Origin of the sequence: Allomuricauda sp. NFXS6, assembly GCF_040148835.1 — a bacterium.
Taxonomy (GTDB): Bacteria; Bacteroidota; Bacteroidia; order Flavobacteriales; family Flavobacteriaceae; genus Flagellimonas.
This window is the reverse complement of record NZ_JAGEMG010000001.1, coordinates 678,579-693,287: the sequence shown is the minus strand read 5'-3', so window position 1 is coordinate 693,287 and position 14,709 is coordinate 678,579. Positions and strand designations below refer to the sequence as shown.

At 42.6% G+C, this 14,709-nt stretch carries 12 protein-coding genes; 2 read left to right on the top strand and 10 right to left on the bottom strand.

The genetic code is table 11. The features are described from left to right. Positions 1–13: 13 nt before the first annotated feature. Positions 14–781, bottom strand: coding sequence for an ABC transporter ATP-binding protein (locus J4E06_RS03035; protein WP_349522556.1), 768 nt, complete (start codon positions 779–781; stop codon positions 14–16). Further along, positions 781–1,518 carry an MlaE family ABC transporter permease gene (locus J4E06_RS03030; protein ID WP_349522555.1) on the bottom strand — a complete coding sequence of 246 codons (738 nt, stop codon included), beginning with the start codon at positions 1,516–1,518 and terminating at the stop codon, positions 781–783. Before J4E06_RS03030 ends, J4E06_RS03035 begins: the two co-directional genes overlap by 1 nt. 116 nt (positions 1,519–1,634) lie before the next feature. On the opposite strand from J4E06_RS03030, the gene pafA reads away from it, so the two are divergent. Beyond that, entirely contained in the window at positions 1,635–3,311 is a 1,677-nt protein-coding gene (pafA, locus tag J4E06_RS03025; protein ID WP_349522554.1) for an alkaline phosphatase PafA, read from the top strand. A 3-nt stretch (positions 3,312–3,314) separates the two neighbouring features. Here the strand turns inward: pafA and J4E06_RS03020 are convergent, their stop codons facing one another. From J4E06_RS03020 to gcvP, 5 genes are all read right to left on the bottom strand, one after another. After that, positions 3,315–6,086, bottom strand: coding sequence for a T9SS type A sorting domain-containing protein (locus tag J4E06_RS03020; protein WP_349522553.1), 2,772 nt, complete (start codon positions 6,084–6,086; stop codon positions 3,315–3,317). A 402-nt stretch (positions 6,087–6,488) separates the two neighbouring features. Further along, the gene (locus tag J4E06_RS03015) at positions 6,489–7,331 is read right to left on the bottom strand and encodes a glycosyltransferase family 2 protein (RefSeq protein WP_349522552.1); all 843 of its coding nucleotides are present in this window, start codon (positions 7,329–7,331) and stop codon (positions 6,489–6,491) included. Between the two features lie 224 nt (positions 7,332–7,555). Then, positions 7,556–8,080, bottom strand: a complete 525-nt coding sequence (locus tag J4E06_RS03010; protein ID WP_349522551.1) for a class I SAM-dependent methyltransferase — start codon at positions 8,078–8,080, stop codon at positions 7,556–7,558. 181 nt (positions 8,081–8,261) lie between these two features. Next, complete coding sequence (locus J4E06_RS03005) at positions 8,262–9,320, bottom strand: 3-oxoacyl-ACP synthase III family protein (RefSeq protein ID WP_349522550.1); 1,059 nt, start codon at positions 9,318–9,320, stop codon at positions 8,262–8,264. A 168-nt stretch (positions 9,321–9,488) separates the two neighbouring features. Further along, positions 9,489–12,341: an aminomethyl-transferring glycine dehydrogenase gene (gene gcvP / locus J4E06_RS03000; protein WP_349522611.1), complete on the bottom strand. Its 2,853-nt coding sequence runs from the start codon at positions 12,339–12,341 to the stop codon at positions 9,489–9,491. Between the two features lie 126 nt (positions 12,342–12,467). Here gcvP and J4E06_RS02995 point away from each other — a divergent pair, with 126 nt between their 5' ends. After that, complete coding sequence (locus J4E06_RS02995) at positions 12,468–13,292, top strand: UbiA prenyltransferase family protein (RefSeq protein ID WP_349522549.1); 825 nt, start codon at positions 12,468–12,470, stop codon at positions 13,290–13,292. Here J4E06_RS02995 and J4E06_RS02990 read toward each other — a convergent pair. The 3 genes from J4E06_RS02990 to J4E06_RS02980 form a co-directional block, all read right to left on the bottom strand. Then, complete coding sequence (locus tag J4E06_RS02990) at positions 13,289–13,519, bottom strand: hypothetical protein (protein ID WP_349522548.1); 231 nt, start codon at positions 13,517–13,519, stop codon at positions 13,289–13,291. The two genes, J4E06_RS02995 and J4E06_RS02990, sit on opposite strands and share 4 nt — an antisense overlap. A gap of 3 nt (positions 13,520–13,522) precedes the next feature. Beyond that, the gene (locus tag J4E06_RS02985) at positions 13,523–14,077 is read right to left on the bottom strand and encodes a sigma-70 family RNA polymerase sigma factor (protein WP_349522547.1); all 555 of its coding nucleotides are present in this window, start codon (positions 14,075–14,077) and stop codon (positions 13,523–13,525) included. Between the two features lie 224 nt (positions 14,078–14,301). After that, a complete protein-coding gene (locus J4E06_RS02980) occupies positions 14,302–14,700 on the bottom strand; it encodes a response regulator (protein WP_349522546.1) in 399 nt (132 codons plus the stop codon). Positions 14,701–14,709: the final 9 nt, after the last annotated feature.

The following is a 14,709-nucleotide window of genomic DNA, read 5'->3' as shown; positions in this document are numbered from 1 at the left end:
TCCGATGTTGGAATCAGTTCCTTTCTTCAATATACATTTGGCGAACCTTTTTGAACAGCTCGGAAGAATAGACAAAATCGGTTACGGCCTCGTTATCCGTTTTAAAGATTTCTTTGTTGGTTCCTTCCCACTCCTTAAACCCATTTTTAAGGAAAATGATTTTCTCCCCAATCTCCATTACAGAGTTCATATCGTGGGTGTTTATTACCGTGGTAATGTCGTACTCCTGGGTAATCTCGTGAATAAGGTTGTCAATCAAAATGGCCGTTTTGGGATCAAGCCCAGAGTTGGGCTCATCGCAAAACAAGTATTTAGGATTCATAACAATCGCTCTCGCAATGGCAACCCGTTTTTGCATCCCTCCAGAGATTTCTGCTGGATACCTTTTGTGAGCATCCACTAGGTTGACTCGCTTTAAAACAAAGTCAACACGATCCTGCTTCTCCGATTGTGATTGGGTGGTGAACATATCCAAAGGGAACATCACATTTTCTTCGACGGTCATGGAATCAAAGAGGGCGCTTCCTTGAAATACCATCCCCATTTCTTGACGTAAGTTTCTCTTCTCTTTTCCCGAAAGTTTGGAATAGAAACGTCCATTGTAGCAAATATTTCCTTCATCTGGTTCAAAAAGCCCCAATAGACATTTTAGGAAAACAGTTTTCCCGGAACCACTTTGCCCAATGATCAGGTTGGTCTTGCCCTTGTCAAAGATTGCGGAAATCCCTTTTAGAACGTGATTCTCCCCAAACGATTTATGTATGTTCTCTACCTCGATCATTAGCCCAATAACAATTGCGTTAAAATGTAATTCACAATAATAATGACAACACTCGTCCAAACAAATGATGTGGTACTGGCCTTACCTACATCCAAAGCCCCGCCAGTCATATAAAACCCATGGTAGGAGGGAACCGTGGCGATTACAAAGGCAAAAACTACCGATTTTATAAGGGCGTATGTTACGTGGTAAGCATCAAAATCCATTTGTAGTCCCTGAATAAAATCACCGCTTGGAGCAAACCCGCCGAAAACGGCGGCCACCCAACCGCCTAGAATACCCACAAACATAGAAATTGCAACTGCAAAAGGATACAACATGGTCGCCACTATCTTCGGAAAAACCAAATAGTTCAAGGAGTTGACCCCCATTACCTCAAGGGCGTCGATTTGTTCGGTAACCCTCATGGTACCAATACTCGAAGTAATATAGGACCCCACCTTTCCTGCCATAATAATGGAGGTAAAGGTTGGTGCAAACTCCAATATCACGGATTGCCGTGCTGCAAAACCAATAAGACTTTTTGGTAAAAGGGGATTGGTTAGGTTTAGTGCTGTTTGTATGGTGACCACGCCTCCAATAAAAAAGGAGATAAATATAATAATACCCATGGCGCCATAAATCAGCTCGTCAATTTCCTTGAAGATCAAGGTTTTCATGATTCGCCACTTGGTAGGTTTTTTAAATACTTCCCAAATCATGATAAAGTATTTCCCAATCGCTTCTAGGTATTTCATGCGTTTTTTGGACTTGAGATCATAAAAATAAGAATATTGTGCAGCATTTAACCTTCATTTAAATTTTTAAACAAGAGAAATCAATAGTTTTGTCATTATTTGATTAAAACCTAAGTATGAAAACAACCAATCTTATAGTTTCAATATTAGCATTGTGCATGATCAGTTTTACCTATGGTCAGCGTAGAAAAAAGAACAATGCGGAGTCAGAACCAGTACCCATTGCCCAGACACCTAAATTGGTTGTGGGTATAGTGGTGGATCAAATGCGGTACGATTACCTGACCCGTTTTTGGAATCAATACGGCGAAGACGGTTTTAAAAGATTGGTGAATGAAGGCTTTAATTGTAAAAATAATCATTTTAATTATGCGCCTACCAGTACAGGGCCTGGACATGCCTCGGTTTATTCAGGTACAACACCTTCCATGCACGGTATAATTGGTAATAATTGGTTCGATAAAGAGTCTGGTGAAGATGTATATTGTGCTGGAGATGATACTTATACTTCTGTAGGAACTACATCGGATGCTGGCCAAATGTCTCCACACCGTATGCTTACTACCACCATTACGGATCAGTTGCGTTTACATACCCAAAAAAGGGGAAAAGTAATCGGCGTGGCATTAAAAGATAGAGGGGCAGTGTTACCTGCAGGTCACGCGGCCAATGCCGCCTATTGGTTTGAGGGCGGTGAAACAGGGAACTGGATTACCAGTTCCTATTATATGGATGAATTGCCACAATGGGTAGCGGATTTTAATGCTTCGGATAAAGTTGAAGCCTATAAAAAAACATGGAACACCCTTAAACCAATAGAAACCTATGTGGAGAGTGGTTTGGATGTGAATAATTATGAAGGTTTACAAAAAGGAGAAAGCAGCAATACTTTCCCGCATGATTTACCCGCTATATGGGAGCAGAATGGTCAGTTCGATTTGATCAGAAGAAGCCCTTTTGGGAACAGTATTACAGCAGATTTTGCTTTGGCTGCTTTGGAAGGCGAGGATTTAGGAGCCGATATCATCACGGATTTCTTGGCCATTAGTTTTTCCAGCACCGATTATGTGGGCCACTTTTACGGGGTAAATTCCAAGGAAGTAGAAGATACTTACATAAGACTTGATCAAGATTTGGCCCGAATTTTTTCCACCTTGGATAATAAAGTGGGTGAGGGCGAATACACTGTTTTCTTAACTGCAGATCACGCAGCTATCCATGTACCTTCGTATTTGATGGACTCCAAAATTCCTGCAGGTTACTTGGATATGGGGGATATGCAAACAAAGTTTGCAGAGTTTCTTCAGTACAAATACGGTACAACCGATGTTGTTCGTGAGCTTTCCAATTACCAATTGTTTTTGGACCATAAAATCTTGGCCAACTTGGATATTGACCTTGATGATGCGCAAGAGGATATTGCCAAAGAACTATTGTCTTATGAAGGTATAGGCCAGGTTTACACCGGTTATCAAATGTGGGAGAACGAGTATTCCAAAGGAATCCCGTATATATTACAAAACGGCTATAACCAAAAGCGATCGGGGGACGTTTTGATTGTTCCCAACGTGGGATATATTTCTTATAGCCGAACTGGTTCTACGCATGGTTCTGCGCAAATTTACGATACACATGTACCCTTGTTGCTCTACGGAAAGGGCATTAAACAAGGTAGCACGGTAAACCGTACCGAAATTCCTGATATTGCCCCCACCATTGCAGCTTTGCTGGGCATTGCATTCCCAAATGGGGCAACAGGGCAGCCTATCGGGGAGGTCTTGGAGTTTGAATAGGAATCATTTTGAGACTATCCATTTTTTGACAACTTTTTTTCCAGTTTCCAAATCATGGTAAATTAAAAAATACATTCCGCTAGATAGGTGTGATACATCTAAAGTAGTTAAATCATGATTGCTTAGGACAAGCCGATTGTTCACATCAAAGATTTCAATTTTGAAGTTGTTTTTATCAGTTTTTTCAATGTGAATGACCTGATTGGCTGGATTTGGATATATTATCAAATAATCTTGCGTTTTTTGCTCAGGCTCAGGCTCAGGCTCAGGCTCAGGCTCAGGCTCAGGCTCAGGCTCCGATGAGGATGTGACCGCTATAGTGCCATCACAATTTTCATCGATTTGGTTATCTAAAATCTCTTCCGCATCCGGGTTGATACTTGCGTCGCTATCATCGCAGTCCTCTGCATTGTTGAACCCGTCGCCATCTAGGTCATCGTCCAGAGTGTCGGGGTCGCAGTCATCATCGATGCCATTGTACGGGATTTCCCCCGCATCCGGGTTGATGCTTGCTTCGCTGTCATCGCAGTCCTCCGCATTGTTGAACCCGTCGCCATCGAGGTCATCATCCAGATTGTCAGGGTCGCAGTCGTCATCGATGCCATTGTACGGAATTTCCCCCGCATCGGGGTTGATGCTTGCATTTGAGTCATCGCAGTCCTCCCCATTGTTGAACCCATCCTGGTCGAGGTCGTCGTCCAGAGTGTCGGGGTCGCAGTCATCGTCTATGCCGTTGTACGGAATCTCCTCCGCATCCGGGTTGATGCTTGCTTCGCTGTCATCGCAGTCCTCCGCACTGTTGAACCCGTCGCCATCTAGGTCATCGTCCAGAGTGTCGGGGTCGCAGTCATCATCGATGCCATTGTACGGGATTTCCCCCGCATCCGGGTTGATGTTCGGGTCGCTGTCATCGCAGTCCTCCGCATTGTTGAACCCATCCTGGTCGAGGTCGTCGTCCAGAGTGTCAGGGTCGCAGTCGTCATCGATGCCGTTGTACGGGATTTCCCCCGCATCCGGGTTGATGCTTGCTTCGCTGTCATCGCAGTCCTCCGCATTGTTGAACCCGTCGCCATCTAGGTCATCGTCCAGAGTGTCGGGGTCGCAGTCGTCGTCTATGCCATTGTACGGAATTTCCCCCGCATCCGGGTTGATGCTTGCATCGCTGTCATCGCAGTCCTCTGCACTGTTGAACCCGTCGCCATCTAGGTCATCGTCCAGAGTGTCGGGGTCGCAGTCATCATCGATGCCATTGTACGGGATTTCCTCCGCATCCGGTTTGATGCTGGCATTGCTATCATCGCAGTCCTCCGCATTGTTGAACCCATCCTGGTCGAGGTCGTCATCCAAAGTAGCTGGGTCGCAGTCATCGTCTATGCCGTTGTATGGGATTTCCTCCGCATCCGGGTTGATGTTCGGGTCGCTGTCATCACAGTCCTCCGCTTTGTTGAACCCGTCTTGGTCGAGGTCATCGTCCAAGGTTGCAGGATTGCAATCATCATCGATGCCGTTGTACGTAATTTCCCCCGCTTCCGGATTGATACTTGCTTCGCTGTCATCGCAATCCTCTGCGTCGTTGAACCCGTCGCCATCTAGGTCGTCGTCCAGAGTGTCGGGGTCGCAGTCATCATCGATGCCGTTGTGCGGGATTTCCCCCGCATCCGGGTTGATACTTGCATTTGAGTCATCGCAATCCTCCGCATTGTTGAACCCGTCCTGGTCAAGGTCATCGTCCAGAGTGTCGGGGTCGCAGTCATCATCGATGCCGTTGTACGGAATTTCTTCTACATTTGGATTAACGTCGGCATTGAGATCATCACAATCCACATCTGACATAGTTCCATCTTCATCAAAATCTATGATTCCAATGCCATAGTGAAGGGCCAGATATTCTTTAATAGTGATTGCGCATAGCTCTGAAAATTCTTCTCTTACGGACTCTCCTCCATTTATTCGAATATCTTGATTAGCTTCAATTTGGAAGGCGTCAAAATCATTACTGAAAAATGCTCCATGATCATATACAATTTGCCCTCCGTTAAAATAGGGGTCACCAAACTCTGGATACGGGTCGGCCGGACTTGGAACTGCTGGGTATCCCTTATTGTGGATGAGCGCACCAAAGCTTAAGGGACCCCGCACCAATTCGGCATGTGTAAGATTTAGGACGTTATCATTGACCAAATTTTTGGTACTGTTTCTATTAATATGAAACGGAGTGTTCAGTGTTTCATCGGTCTCATTTAGGTCGTTATGGGTTAAAATATACCCCAATTCAATGCGCTGAATTGGATGTCCATGACCATGAAGATCAATAAGAAGTCCTCTTCCAAAATCTTGGATAATTTTTGTTTTGGCATCTTCTATAAAATTATGGTAGTTTGTCCAAGCCTCTTCTCCAAGAGGGTCGCCATCAGCACCTTCCTCAATAGGACGATTAGGGTCCAGTTTGGTTCTATCCAATAAACTAATGATGACATGGGGATAATGTCCTGTTTCATTAAAAAAATATTGTGTAATGCTCCTTCCGATTTCTTGGGTAAAAGAGTCATGCGTGTAGACACAACCATCGCAGTCCCTATCGGCAATGTCATTGGGTATTTCATATCCTCCATGAGGTACAGAAATTATCAAAGGATAATCGCCTGCTATATATTCAATGTAACCCTTATCATCAAAATAACTTTCTCCAGGAATTTGTGCCAATAAGGTATTTACCCAAAAAGCAGCAAGAAGAGTGAGGAGCAATGTTGAATGGAATCGTAGGTAAGGTTTCATATTCTAATCTGATTTATGAATCCTTTTTGATGTTGGGGTTTTACACCGAGGGATTGTTCGTCCTATAAAGTTAACCACAGAGTTGTCTGTGAAAGTCTATGAATTGACGGATGGCTGTTTTGAATTGACGAAGAACCATCTATGATAGAAGCTGTAATTTAATTATCGGAAAGATGTAGGTGTATTCCTTTTTTTTTACAAAAAAGAACCTGATTATCCATTTAATGTCATAATGGGTGTTTTGGGCGTCATGTTGAACTTGTTTCAACATCTCATCCTGCTAAATATGAGCATCTTTATGTGACCCTGAATCAAGTTCAGGGTTAGTGATATTATGACCCATTACGGACATCCAATAAAAAGGACTTGTGAAAATATGATTCTCAGTTTTTTTGGAAAAAATTAAATCTTGGATAAAATCCCCTTCCAACGAAAAAATCGAATAAACTTCCCTTCTTTTTTGGTAACATATTTTGGTTGTTGCCGAAAAAATGCTTTTAGGTAGCCAAAAACGGCTTGGAGGTATAAGCTAATACTTTTGGCTTGCCAAGCCATCTTAAGGGCGGCTATTTTGGCAAGGATAATTCCATAGCGCATTTTGTACAATGCTTCACCTTTGGTTTGATAACTTTTAGAACTATACCCATGTCCGGTAGGGCGAAGGTGCTTCACTTGCAGCTCAGGGAGTGTTAAGTGGTCAAAATCGTGATATTTGGCCAAAAGGACATCCACGGTGTCCCAGCCCACTCCTGGGCGCAATCCCTCAATTTTATTGAAGCACGCCTTGTGGTATAGTTTTATAGGCCCACGGATATGGGATTTGTCCGCAATGTTTTCATACACCCAATCGTTTCCTTTTTTGATGAAGAGGAGCCCTGAGCACATCCCGAGTTTCCAATTGGCTTGAAATTTATTGACGATATCCTCAAAATAGTTGTTGGGTAAGATAATATCTGCATCAAACTTTCCAATGAGGTCATATTCCGTTGTATGTTTCAATCCATAATTAAAAGTATCCACTACTTTTTTCCCGGGAATATGCTCATCAATAGATTTACGTTGAAGCGCTTTGATCCAATCATACTTTTGGGCATAGCTTTTCGCAATTTTAAAAGTATCATCGGAAGAATTGTCATCCACCACTATAAGCTCGTTGGGCAAGTAGGTTTGTGCCACAAAAGAATCCAAGCAACCCTTTAAGTAGGATGCTTCATTGTGAGCAGGAATAACAATACTGATTCGCATGTGCTAAAATTCCAAAAATATGGTCACTTATCCCAAAGAAGTTTTGTTTAGTTTTAGGAGTCGGATGTCAGATGTCAGATGTTTGAGTTTGAACTTGGCTCTTGCACTTGAAATTGTTGGAAGTCAGATATCCGTAAGATGCACGAGGTCTTGTGTCTTGATTCATGGCTCTTGTTTCTCTTCTCTATGTTCTTGCACTTGAACTTGAAACTGAATTTGTGACCCTATGTTTCCCGTTCAGCGTAAACAATATAATACCTATTGGTAAAGTATCTGAGTATGGGGCGTATGCCTATTTTTTTAGTAGGATTTGTCCATTTGGCCGTATCTTTTATCGTCCAGCCCGCTTTTTCCAAAAGCCAATCGAATTGCCAATCCTCGAACTCGTGATAATGGCGGTCCCAAGGATCTGTTTTACTGCGGTATGCCGGTGAAAACCATAATCGCATGGGAATGCTAGCCACCAATTTTTCGGCTTTAATTTCCTTAAGTACGTTAAAGGGAGCCACCAAATGTTCAAATATTTCAAAAGCGGTCACTACATCAACATCCGTTTGGGCGGCATTTTGAAAATCTACGTCCAAATCCTCACCTGAAGTGTTTTTTACCTGGTACCCATTGGATTTCATAATTTCCGAAAAGGGATTTTCCACCCCTAGGTCCAAAATGGATTCCGAAGTATTGATATGTTTTTGCAGAAATGCTAAAGTATGCTTGTAGCGTTTGTTGGGAAAGTTGTTTTCGTACATGGGCTAAAATTCCAAAAAACAAACCACATATCCCAAATTAGTTTTAATGTTATTTTTTTAGTTGGGAGTTGGTGTGCAGTACGCAGTCAGCAGTATGTAGTAACTCCTGTTTTTGGTTTTTGGAATTTGGAACTTGATGCTTGAGTCTGATGCCCGATACTTGAACTTGTTTCCAAGCATTTTAATATCTGTAAACAATGGCATTGATGTTCATTCCGGCACCAACACTTGCAAATATAACAACGTCTCCCTTTTTTACTTCATGTCCCGGTAATTTTCCTTTAAGGACCATATCATACAAGGTAGGTACCGTAGCTACGGAACTATTTCCTAAATCCTGAATGCTCATGGGCATAATATTTTCAGGGACTGATTTACCGTAGATTTTATAGAAACGTTTGATGATGGCCTCGTCCATTTTTTCATTGGCTTGATGGATAAAAATCTTTTTTACATCATCGATACCAACACCACTGCCGTCCAAACAGGAAGCCATGGCCTTGGGCACGTTGATGCAGGCGAACTCATAGATTTTTCTGCCTTGCATTTTAATATAACGTGTGTCCTTGGAAGCTGAGGGACTGTTTGATTTGTCAAAGTAAAGATAGTACGCTTCTTCATTGGCGTAGGTTTCCGATGCATGGGACAATATTTCACCGTTTGATGTATTGGCCTCTACAACTGTGGCTCCAGCTCCATCAGAAAAGATCATACTGTCCCGATCATGGTGGTCTACCACTCTGGAAAGGGTTTCCCCTCCAATCACCAAACACTTTTTGGCCATTCCACTTTGGATAAATGCCTTGGCCTGAATCATGCCTTCAATCCATCCCGGGCAACCAAAAATAAGATCATAGGCCACGCACTTTGGGTTTTTAATCCGCAGCAAATGCTTTACCCGAGTAGCCAAACTCGGTAAGGTGTCACCTTGAATTTTTCCAGGTGTAAGGTCTCCAAAATTATGCGCGAATATGATGTAATCCAGTTCTTCTTTATCAATCCCCGCATTTGAAATGGCCTCTTCTGCCGCCAAAAAACCAATGTCGGATGTTTTAAGGTCGGGTTTGGCATATCTCCTATTGACTATACCGGTTATGGCCTCGAATTTTTCAATGATCACGTTGTTCTGCTGTTCAAAAACAGATCCATCGGTCTCCATGAACTTATGATTCAAAAAATCTTCGTTTTTGGTAATTATGGAAGGGATGTGGCTTCCGGTGCCTGTTATGCCAATTTTCATTTATCCAGAGGTTTTTGATCCATACAAGTTAAGGTATTCAATATCTTATACTATGCATGCATAGTATAATTTACAATATCCAAAAGATACCTTATATATTGCGGGATACGAAAAAAGCCTTGATATAATTTTGGAATCAAGGCTTTTCTTCAATGTTTATAGTGGTTCTTAGGCTTCTATATAATCTTCAATTGGTGCACAGGTGCACATCAAATTACGATCCCCAAACGCTTCATCAGTTCTTCTAATTGTTGGCCAAAACTTGTTTTCTGCCACATAAGGCAATGGGAACGCCGCTTTTTCCCTACTATAAGGGTGACTCCAAGTGTCGCTGGTAAGCATGCCCAATGTATGTGGAGCATTTTTCAGTACGTTGTCCGCTTCCTCTGCCGAAGCTTCATCAATTTCCTCACGAATGGATAACAGTGCATTGCAGAATCGGTCCAGCTCGGCAAGGCTTTCACTTTCCGTTGGCTCTATCATCATAGTGCCAGCCACCGGAAACGAAACCGTAGGTGCGTGGAAGCCATAATCAATAAGGCGTTTGGCTATATCCGTCACCTCGATACCATTAGCCTTAAAGGGTCTGCAATCAATGATCATTTCGTGGGCAGCTCGTCCGCGCTCCCCGGTATAAAGCACATCAAACTTGCCCTTTAAGCGGTCTTTGATGTAGTTGGCATTAAGAATAGCCGCTTCTGTGGCTTTGGTAAGTCCTCCCGTCCCCAACATTTTTATATATCCGTAAGAAATCAAACAAACCAAAGAACTTCCCCACGGTGCAGCTGAAATAGCGGTAATGGCTTCTTTGCCCCCTGTTTCGATGACAGGGTTTGTTGGCAAGAATGGTTTTAATTGTTCGGCGACACAAATGGGCCCAACTCCCGGGCCACCACCACCATGTGGAATGGCAAATGTTTTGTGAAGGTTCAAATGGCAAACATCTGCACCTATTGTTGCAGGGTTTGTTAGCCCAACTTGAGCGTTCATGTTGGCGCCATCCATATATACTTGACCACCATTATCGTGAATGAGTTTTGTGATTTGTTTTATGGATGATTCAAAAACGCCATGGGTCGAAGGGTAGGTAACCATCAATGCCGCTAAATTTTCTGCGTGCTTCTCCACTTTTTCTTGCAAATCGGCTATATCGATATTTCCATTGTCATCGGTTTTGGTCACGACTACCTTCATGCCCGCCATTACTGCCGAAGCTGGATTGGTTCCGTGTGCCGAAGCTGGAATCAAGCATATATTTCGATGCGATTCGCCCCGTGATTCGTGATAGGCCCGGATAACCATAAGTCCGGCATATTCTCCTTGTGCCCCTGAGTTGGGTTGTAGGGAAGTGGCGGAAAAACCAGTAATCACGTTTAATTGTTCTTCCAGTGATTTTAGGACCACGTGGTACCCCTCCGCTTGGTCAACCGGTGCAAATGGGTGAATGTTGCCCCATTCCGGCCAACTTAACGGCAGCATTTCCGAAGCAGCATTCAACTTCATGGTACAGCTGCCCAAGGAGATCATGGAGTGGTTCAATGCCAAATCTTTGCGCTCCAATTTTTTGATATAACGCATCAACTCCGTTTCTGAATGATAGGAATTGAATACCTCATGCTCCATAAATGGAGCTTTTCTTTGCAGGTTGAACGGAATAGCTTCATCTAATTCGACTTCTCCTGAGGATTTTGTGTCTAAGTCGTGCGATGTCAAGAAGCAGGAGACCAGTGTGTTTAAATCTGTTTCCGAAACTGCTTCGTTCAAGGAGATGGAAACCTTGGTGTCATCAATATAATACAGGTTGATGCTCTTGCTTTCTGCTACCTCCTTAAGTCGCTTGATATTTTTAACTTTTACCTGAATAGTATCAAAATAAGCATTGTTCAATTGTTCAAAACCATAAGCTTCCAATGTTTTGGCCAACTTTCTGGTGTTGTCATGAACTTTTCCGGCAATATATTTTAAACCATCAGGTCCGTGGTACACCGCGTACATTCCGGCCATAACGGCCAAAAGCACCTGTGCGGTACATATATTGGAAGTTGCTTTGTCCCTTTTTATATGCTGCTCCCTAGTTTGTAGCGCCATACGTAGGGCCGGATTGCCATCGGTATCCTTGGTGATTCCGATAATTCTGCCGGGAATATTTCTTTTATAGGCTTCTTTGGTGGCAAAAAATGCGGCATGTGGTCCGCCATACCCCAAGGGAATCCCAAAACGTTGGGTGGTTCCCACAACGGCATCCACACCCCACTCTCCGGGAGGGGTGAGCATAACCAAACTCAAGATATCAGCTGCAACAGCTACTTTAATTTCGTTTGCCTTGGCTTTTTCTACAAAGGAGGCATAATCGTTTACCTGCCCATGCTTTCCAGGGTACTGCAACAATGCCCCATAAAACTCATTGGAAAAGTCAAAGCTTTCGTGGTCGCCTACGACCAACGCTATACCTAAAGGAATAGCCCGCGTTTGCAATAAGCTCATGGTTTGTGAAAGTATTTCTTCAGAAACAAAGAATTTTACGACACCATCCTTTTTTTGTTGGCGGCTGCGCACCTCGAACAGCATGCTCATAGCTTCGGCGGCAGCGGTACTTTCATCCAAAAGGGATGCATTGGCAAGTTCCATTCCGGTAAGGTCGCTCACCATGGTTTGGAAATTTAAAAGTGCTTCCAATCTACCTTGGGCAATCTCTGCTTGGTAGGGGGTATAGGCCGTATACCATCCCGGGTTTTCCAAAATATTCCGCTTGATCACGGAAGGAGTCAGTGATTCGTGGTACCCCAAACCTATGTAGCTTTTGAATACCTTGTTTTTCTTGGCCAGCTCGTGGAGATGGTTCAGGAACTCGTGTTCGCTGATTCCCTCGGGAAGGTCCAGAGGATTCTTTAATTTGATATCGTCAGGAATGGTCTCATAAATGAGCTGTTCCATACTTTCCGCCCCAATGGTTTCGAGCATGTGGGGCAAGTCTCTTTCTGTGATGCCAATGTGTCTGGCGGCAAAAACCTCTGTGTTCATGTTCAATCCAATAAAGAGCACAAAATTAGGGATAAATTCAATGAAAATGGTCAATTTTGAAGGTCTATGATCCAAAGTTGTTAACCACAAGTTAACCTTTGAGAAAAGACCTAAGATTTTACCCTTATGCGAACCCTAAAAACCATTTTGGATTTTTACCTCGATGCCAGTATTCATGTGGCCATCGCGGTAATTTCCTTAACGGGAGTCACGTTTTACCTTTTGGATAGTTCGTTGAATATCAATCTTTTGGGCTTTATTTTTTTTAGTGTGATTGTTTGCTACAATTTCATCAAATATGGGGTAGAGGCATACAAATACTTGATTGTTTCAAATGCCTACCACAAAATCATACAGGCATTTAGTTTTCTGTCTTTTGTGTTCGCCATTTATTTTTTGTCGCAATTGAAGAAGGAAATTTGGGTGGCGACCCTTGTTTTGGGCGTTTTGTCCGCTTTGTATGCAGTTCCGTTATTGCCGAGGGCCAAAAACTTAAGGAATTTGGCGGGACTTAAAATATATATTGTGGCGTTTGTTTGGGCTGGTTTTTCGGTGCTGTTGCCCGTTTTGGATGCCAATATGCCTTTGAATTGGGACTTTGCTTTGACCTTTATTCAAAGAATGCTTCTGGTGTTGGTTTTGATTTTACCTTTTGAGATTAGGGATATGCAATGGGACGATAAAGGTTTGAGGACTTTGCCGCAGGTATTGGGAGTAAAAGTCACAAGACGATTGGGAATGGGACTCTCCGTAATTTTCTTTTTCTTGACTTTTTTAAAGGATGAGCTCCATCAACTGGAAATTGTGTTGCGGTTGTTCTTGTCGGTAGCATTGATTTTTGCACTTGGTTCCAAAAAGCGATTGCAATCCAGATATTTTGTAATGTTTTGGGTGGAGGCGATTCCTGTTTTCTGGTTTTGTTTGTTTTGGTGTGTGGAAAGTTATTTCTAGCGTTTTTCTTCGAGATCCCGTTTCATCTTTTTCTTGTCATCATCAGAAAGCATGGTAAGGCCAGCTTTATCGCACAATGAAGTGAGTTCTCCATTTTTTTTGGAATACCCCCGGCAAACTTTGCAATAGAGAAGATGAATGCGAAGTTTTATTATTTCCCACCAACTTGCTTCTTTATACTGGGATTTGTCACAAATGCCAGATGCTTCTTTACATGAAATCTTCATAACCTAAAACCAATTTTCATTTAAACAACCCATAAGTGAGGTCCTTGCTCTGTGTATCATTACCCAAAGATTGGACGGATTAATGTCCAGTTCATTACAGACATCTTCGGTGCTCATACCTTGAATTGTTTTCAATTTGAAAACCAAAGCCTGTTTTTGCGGCAATTTTGAAATACAATCTTGGATGGCCGAGCCCAACTCCTCGTTTTCTAGCGCATTGTCGCCATCACTGCTGTAAGGGTCGGCCACCTGCTGCTCCAACCAATCGCCTTCGGTGTCGGAATCGGAACTGTAGTTCATCCGTACTTCCGCTTTACCTTTTTTTGAATTTATTTTTCGGTAATGGTCGATTACCTTTCTTTTTAGGATGGATACCAACCAAGTGCGTTCCGCGGCATCACCTTTAAAATTTTTAGCTGATTTGAGACCGGCGAAAAAGGTTTCCTGTACCAAATCCTTTGCAATTTCGGCATCGCTAACCCGAGAAACGGCATAGTTGAACAGATAATCTGCATATTGGTCGACCCAATTGTTCGGTTGAAGTTTGTGTTTGGTCATATTCTTATCGAATTACCAAATGTAAAGGTTTTTGGGTATATACTTATATATGGTTGAAAAATGGATTAGACGTGTAAAATGTAATAGCCTGACAAAGAGCAGGGGTTTAGTCCAGATTGTTCAATTTTTATGCAAAAAAAACGCTCATGGAATGAGTATAATACCAAACATCATTTTAATGCTGAAATGCAAGTTGATGAAATTGTTGAACACATGTTCCTGTATTATGATATTTCTAACAGGATTTCCTTGATATGTGTGGATTTTAAAGGTTTTACCAAATAATCGGATATTTCCTCAATTCTGTCCGCCTTTTTGATGTCCTTGGGGTCCATGGAAGAGGAAACCATATATACTTTGGTGCTTTTGCTCAATTTAGGAAGTAGTTCGATAAACTCGTCCATAAACTGGAACCCATCCATTACGGGCATGTTAATATCCAAAAAGACGATGTCCGGGAGTTCACTTTCCACATTTTTATGGGTCAAAATATGCTCCAGAGCCTCTGCGCCATCACCAAACATCTGTATGGAATTCACGTTGGGAATACTTTTTAGGATTACTCCGATGGTAAATTGATAGATTTCATCATCATCAATAACAAATACATTGATTGGTTTCATAATCATCAA

Excerpts from the sequence above, each read along its gene's own strand:
- J4E06_RS03035 (WP_349522556.1), bottom strand. The coding sequence starts at position 781 with ATGATCGAGGTAGAGAACATACATAAATCGTTTGGGGAGAATCACGTT.
- J4E06_RS03030 (WP_349522555.1), bottom strand. The coding sequence starts at position 1,518 with ATGAAATACCTAGAAGCGATTGGGAAATACTTTATCATGATTTGGGAA.
- pafA (WP_349522554.1), top strand. The coding sequence starts at position 1,635 with ATGAAAACAACCAATCTTATAGTTTCAATATTAGCATTGTGCATGATC.
- J4E06_RS03020 (WP_349522553.1), bottom strand. The coding sequence starts at position 6,086 with ATGAAACCTTACCTACGATTCCATTCAACATTGCTCCTCACTCTTCTT.
- J4E06_RS03015 (WP_349522552.1), bottom strand. The coding sequence starts at position 7,331 with ATGCGAATCAGTATTGTTATTCCTGCTCACAATGAAGCATCCTACTTA.
- J4E06_RS03010 (WP_349522551.1), bottom strand. The coding sequence starts at position 8,080 with ATGTACGAAAACAACTTTCCCAACAAACGCTACAAGCATACTTTAGCA.
- J4E06_RS03005 (WP_349522550.1), bottom strand. The coding sequence starts at position 9,320 with ATGAAAATTGGCATAACAGGCACCGGAAGCCACATCCCTTCCATAATT.
- gcvP (WP_349522611.1), bottom strand. The coding sequence starts at position 12,341 with ATGAACACAGAGGTTTTTGCCGCCAGACACATTGGCATCACAGAAAGA.
- J4E06_RS02995 (WP_349522549.1), top strand. The coding sequence starts at position 12,468 with ATGCGAACCCTAAAAACCATTTTGGATTTTTACCTCGATGCCAGTATT.
- J4E06_RS02990 (WP_349522548.1), bottom strand. The coding sequence starts at position 13,519 with ATGAAGATTTCATGTAAAGAAGCATCTGGCATTTGTGACAAATCCCAG.
- J4E06_RS02985 (WP_349522547.1), bottom strand. The coding sequence starts at position 14,077 with ATGACCAAACACAAACTTCAACCGAACAATTGGGTCGACCAATATGCA.
- J4E06_RS02980 (WP_349522546.1), bottom strand. The coding sequence starts at position 14,700 with ATGAAACCAATCAATGTATTTGTTATTGATGATGATGAAATCTATCAA.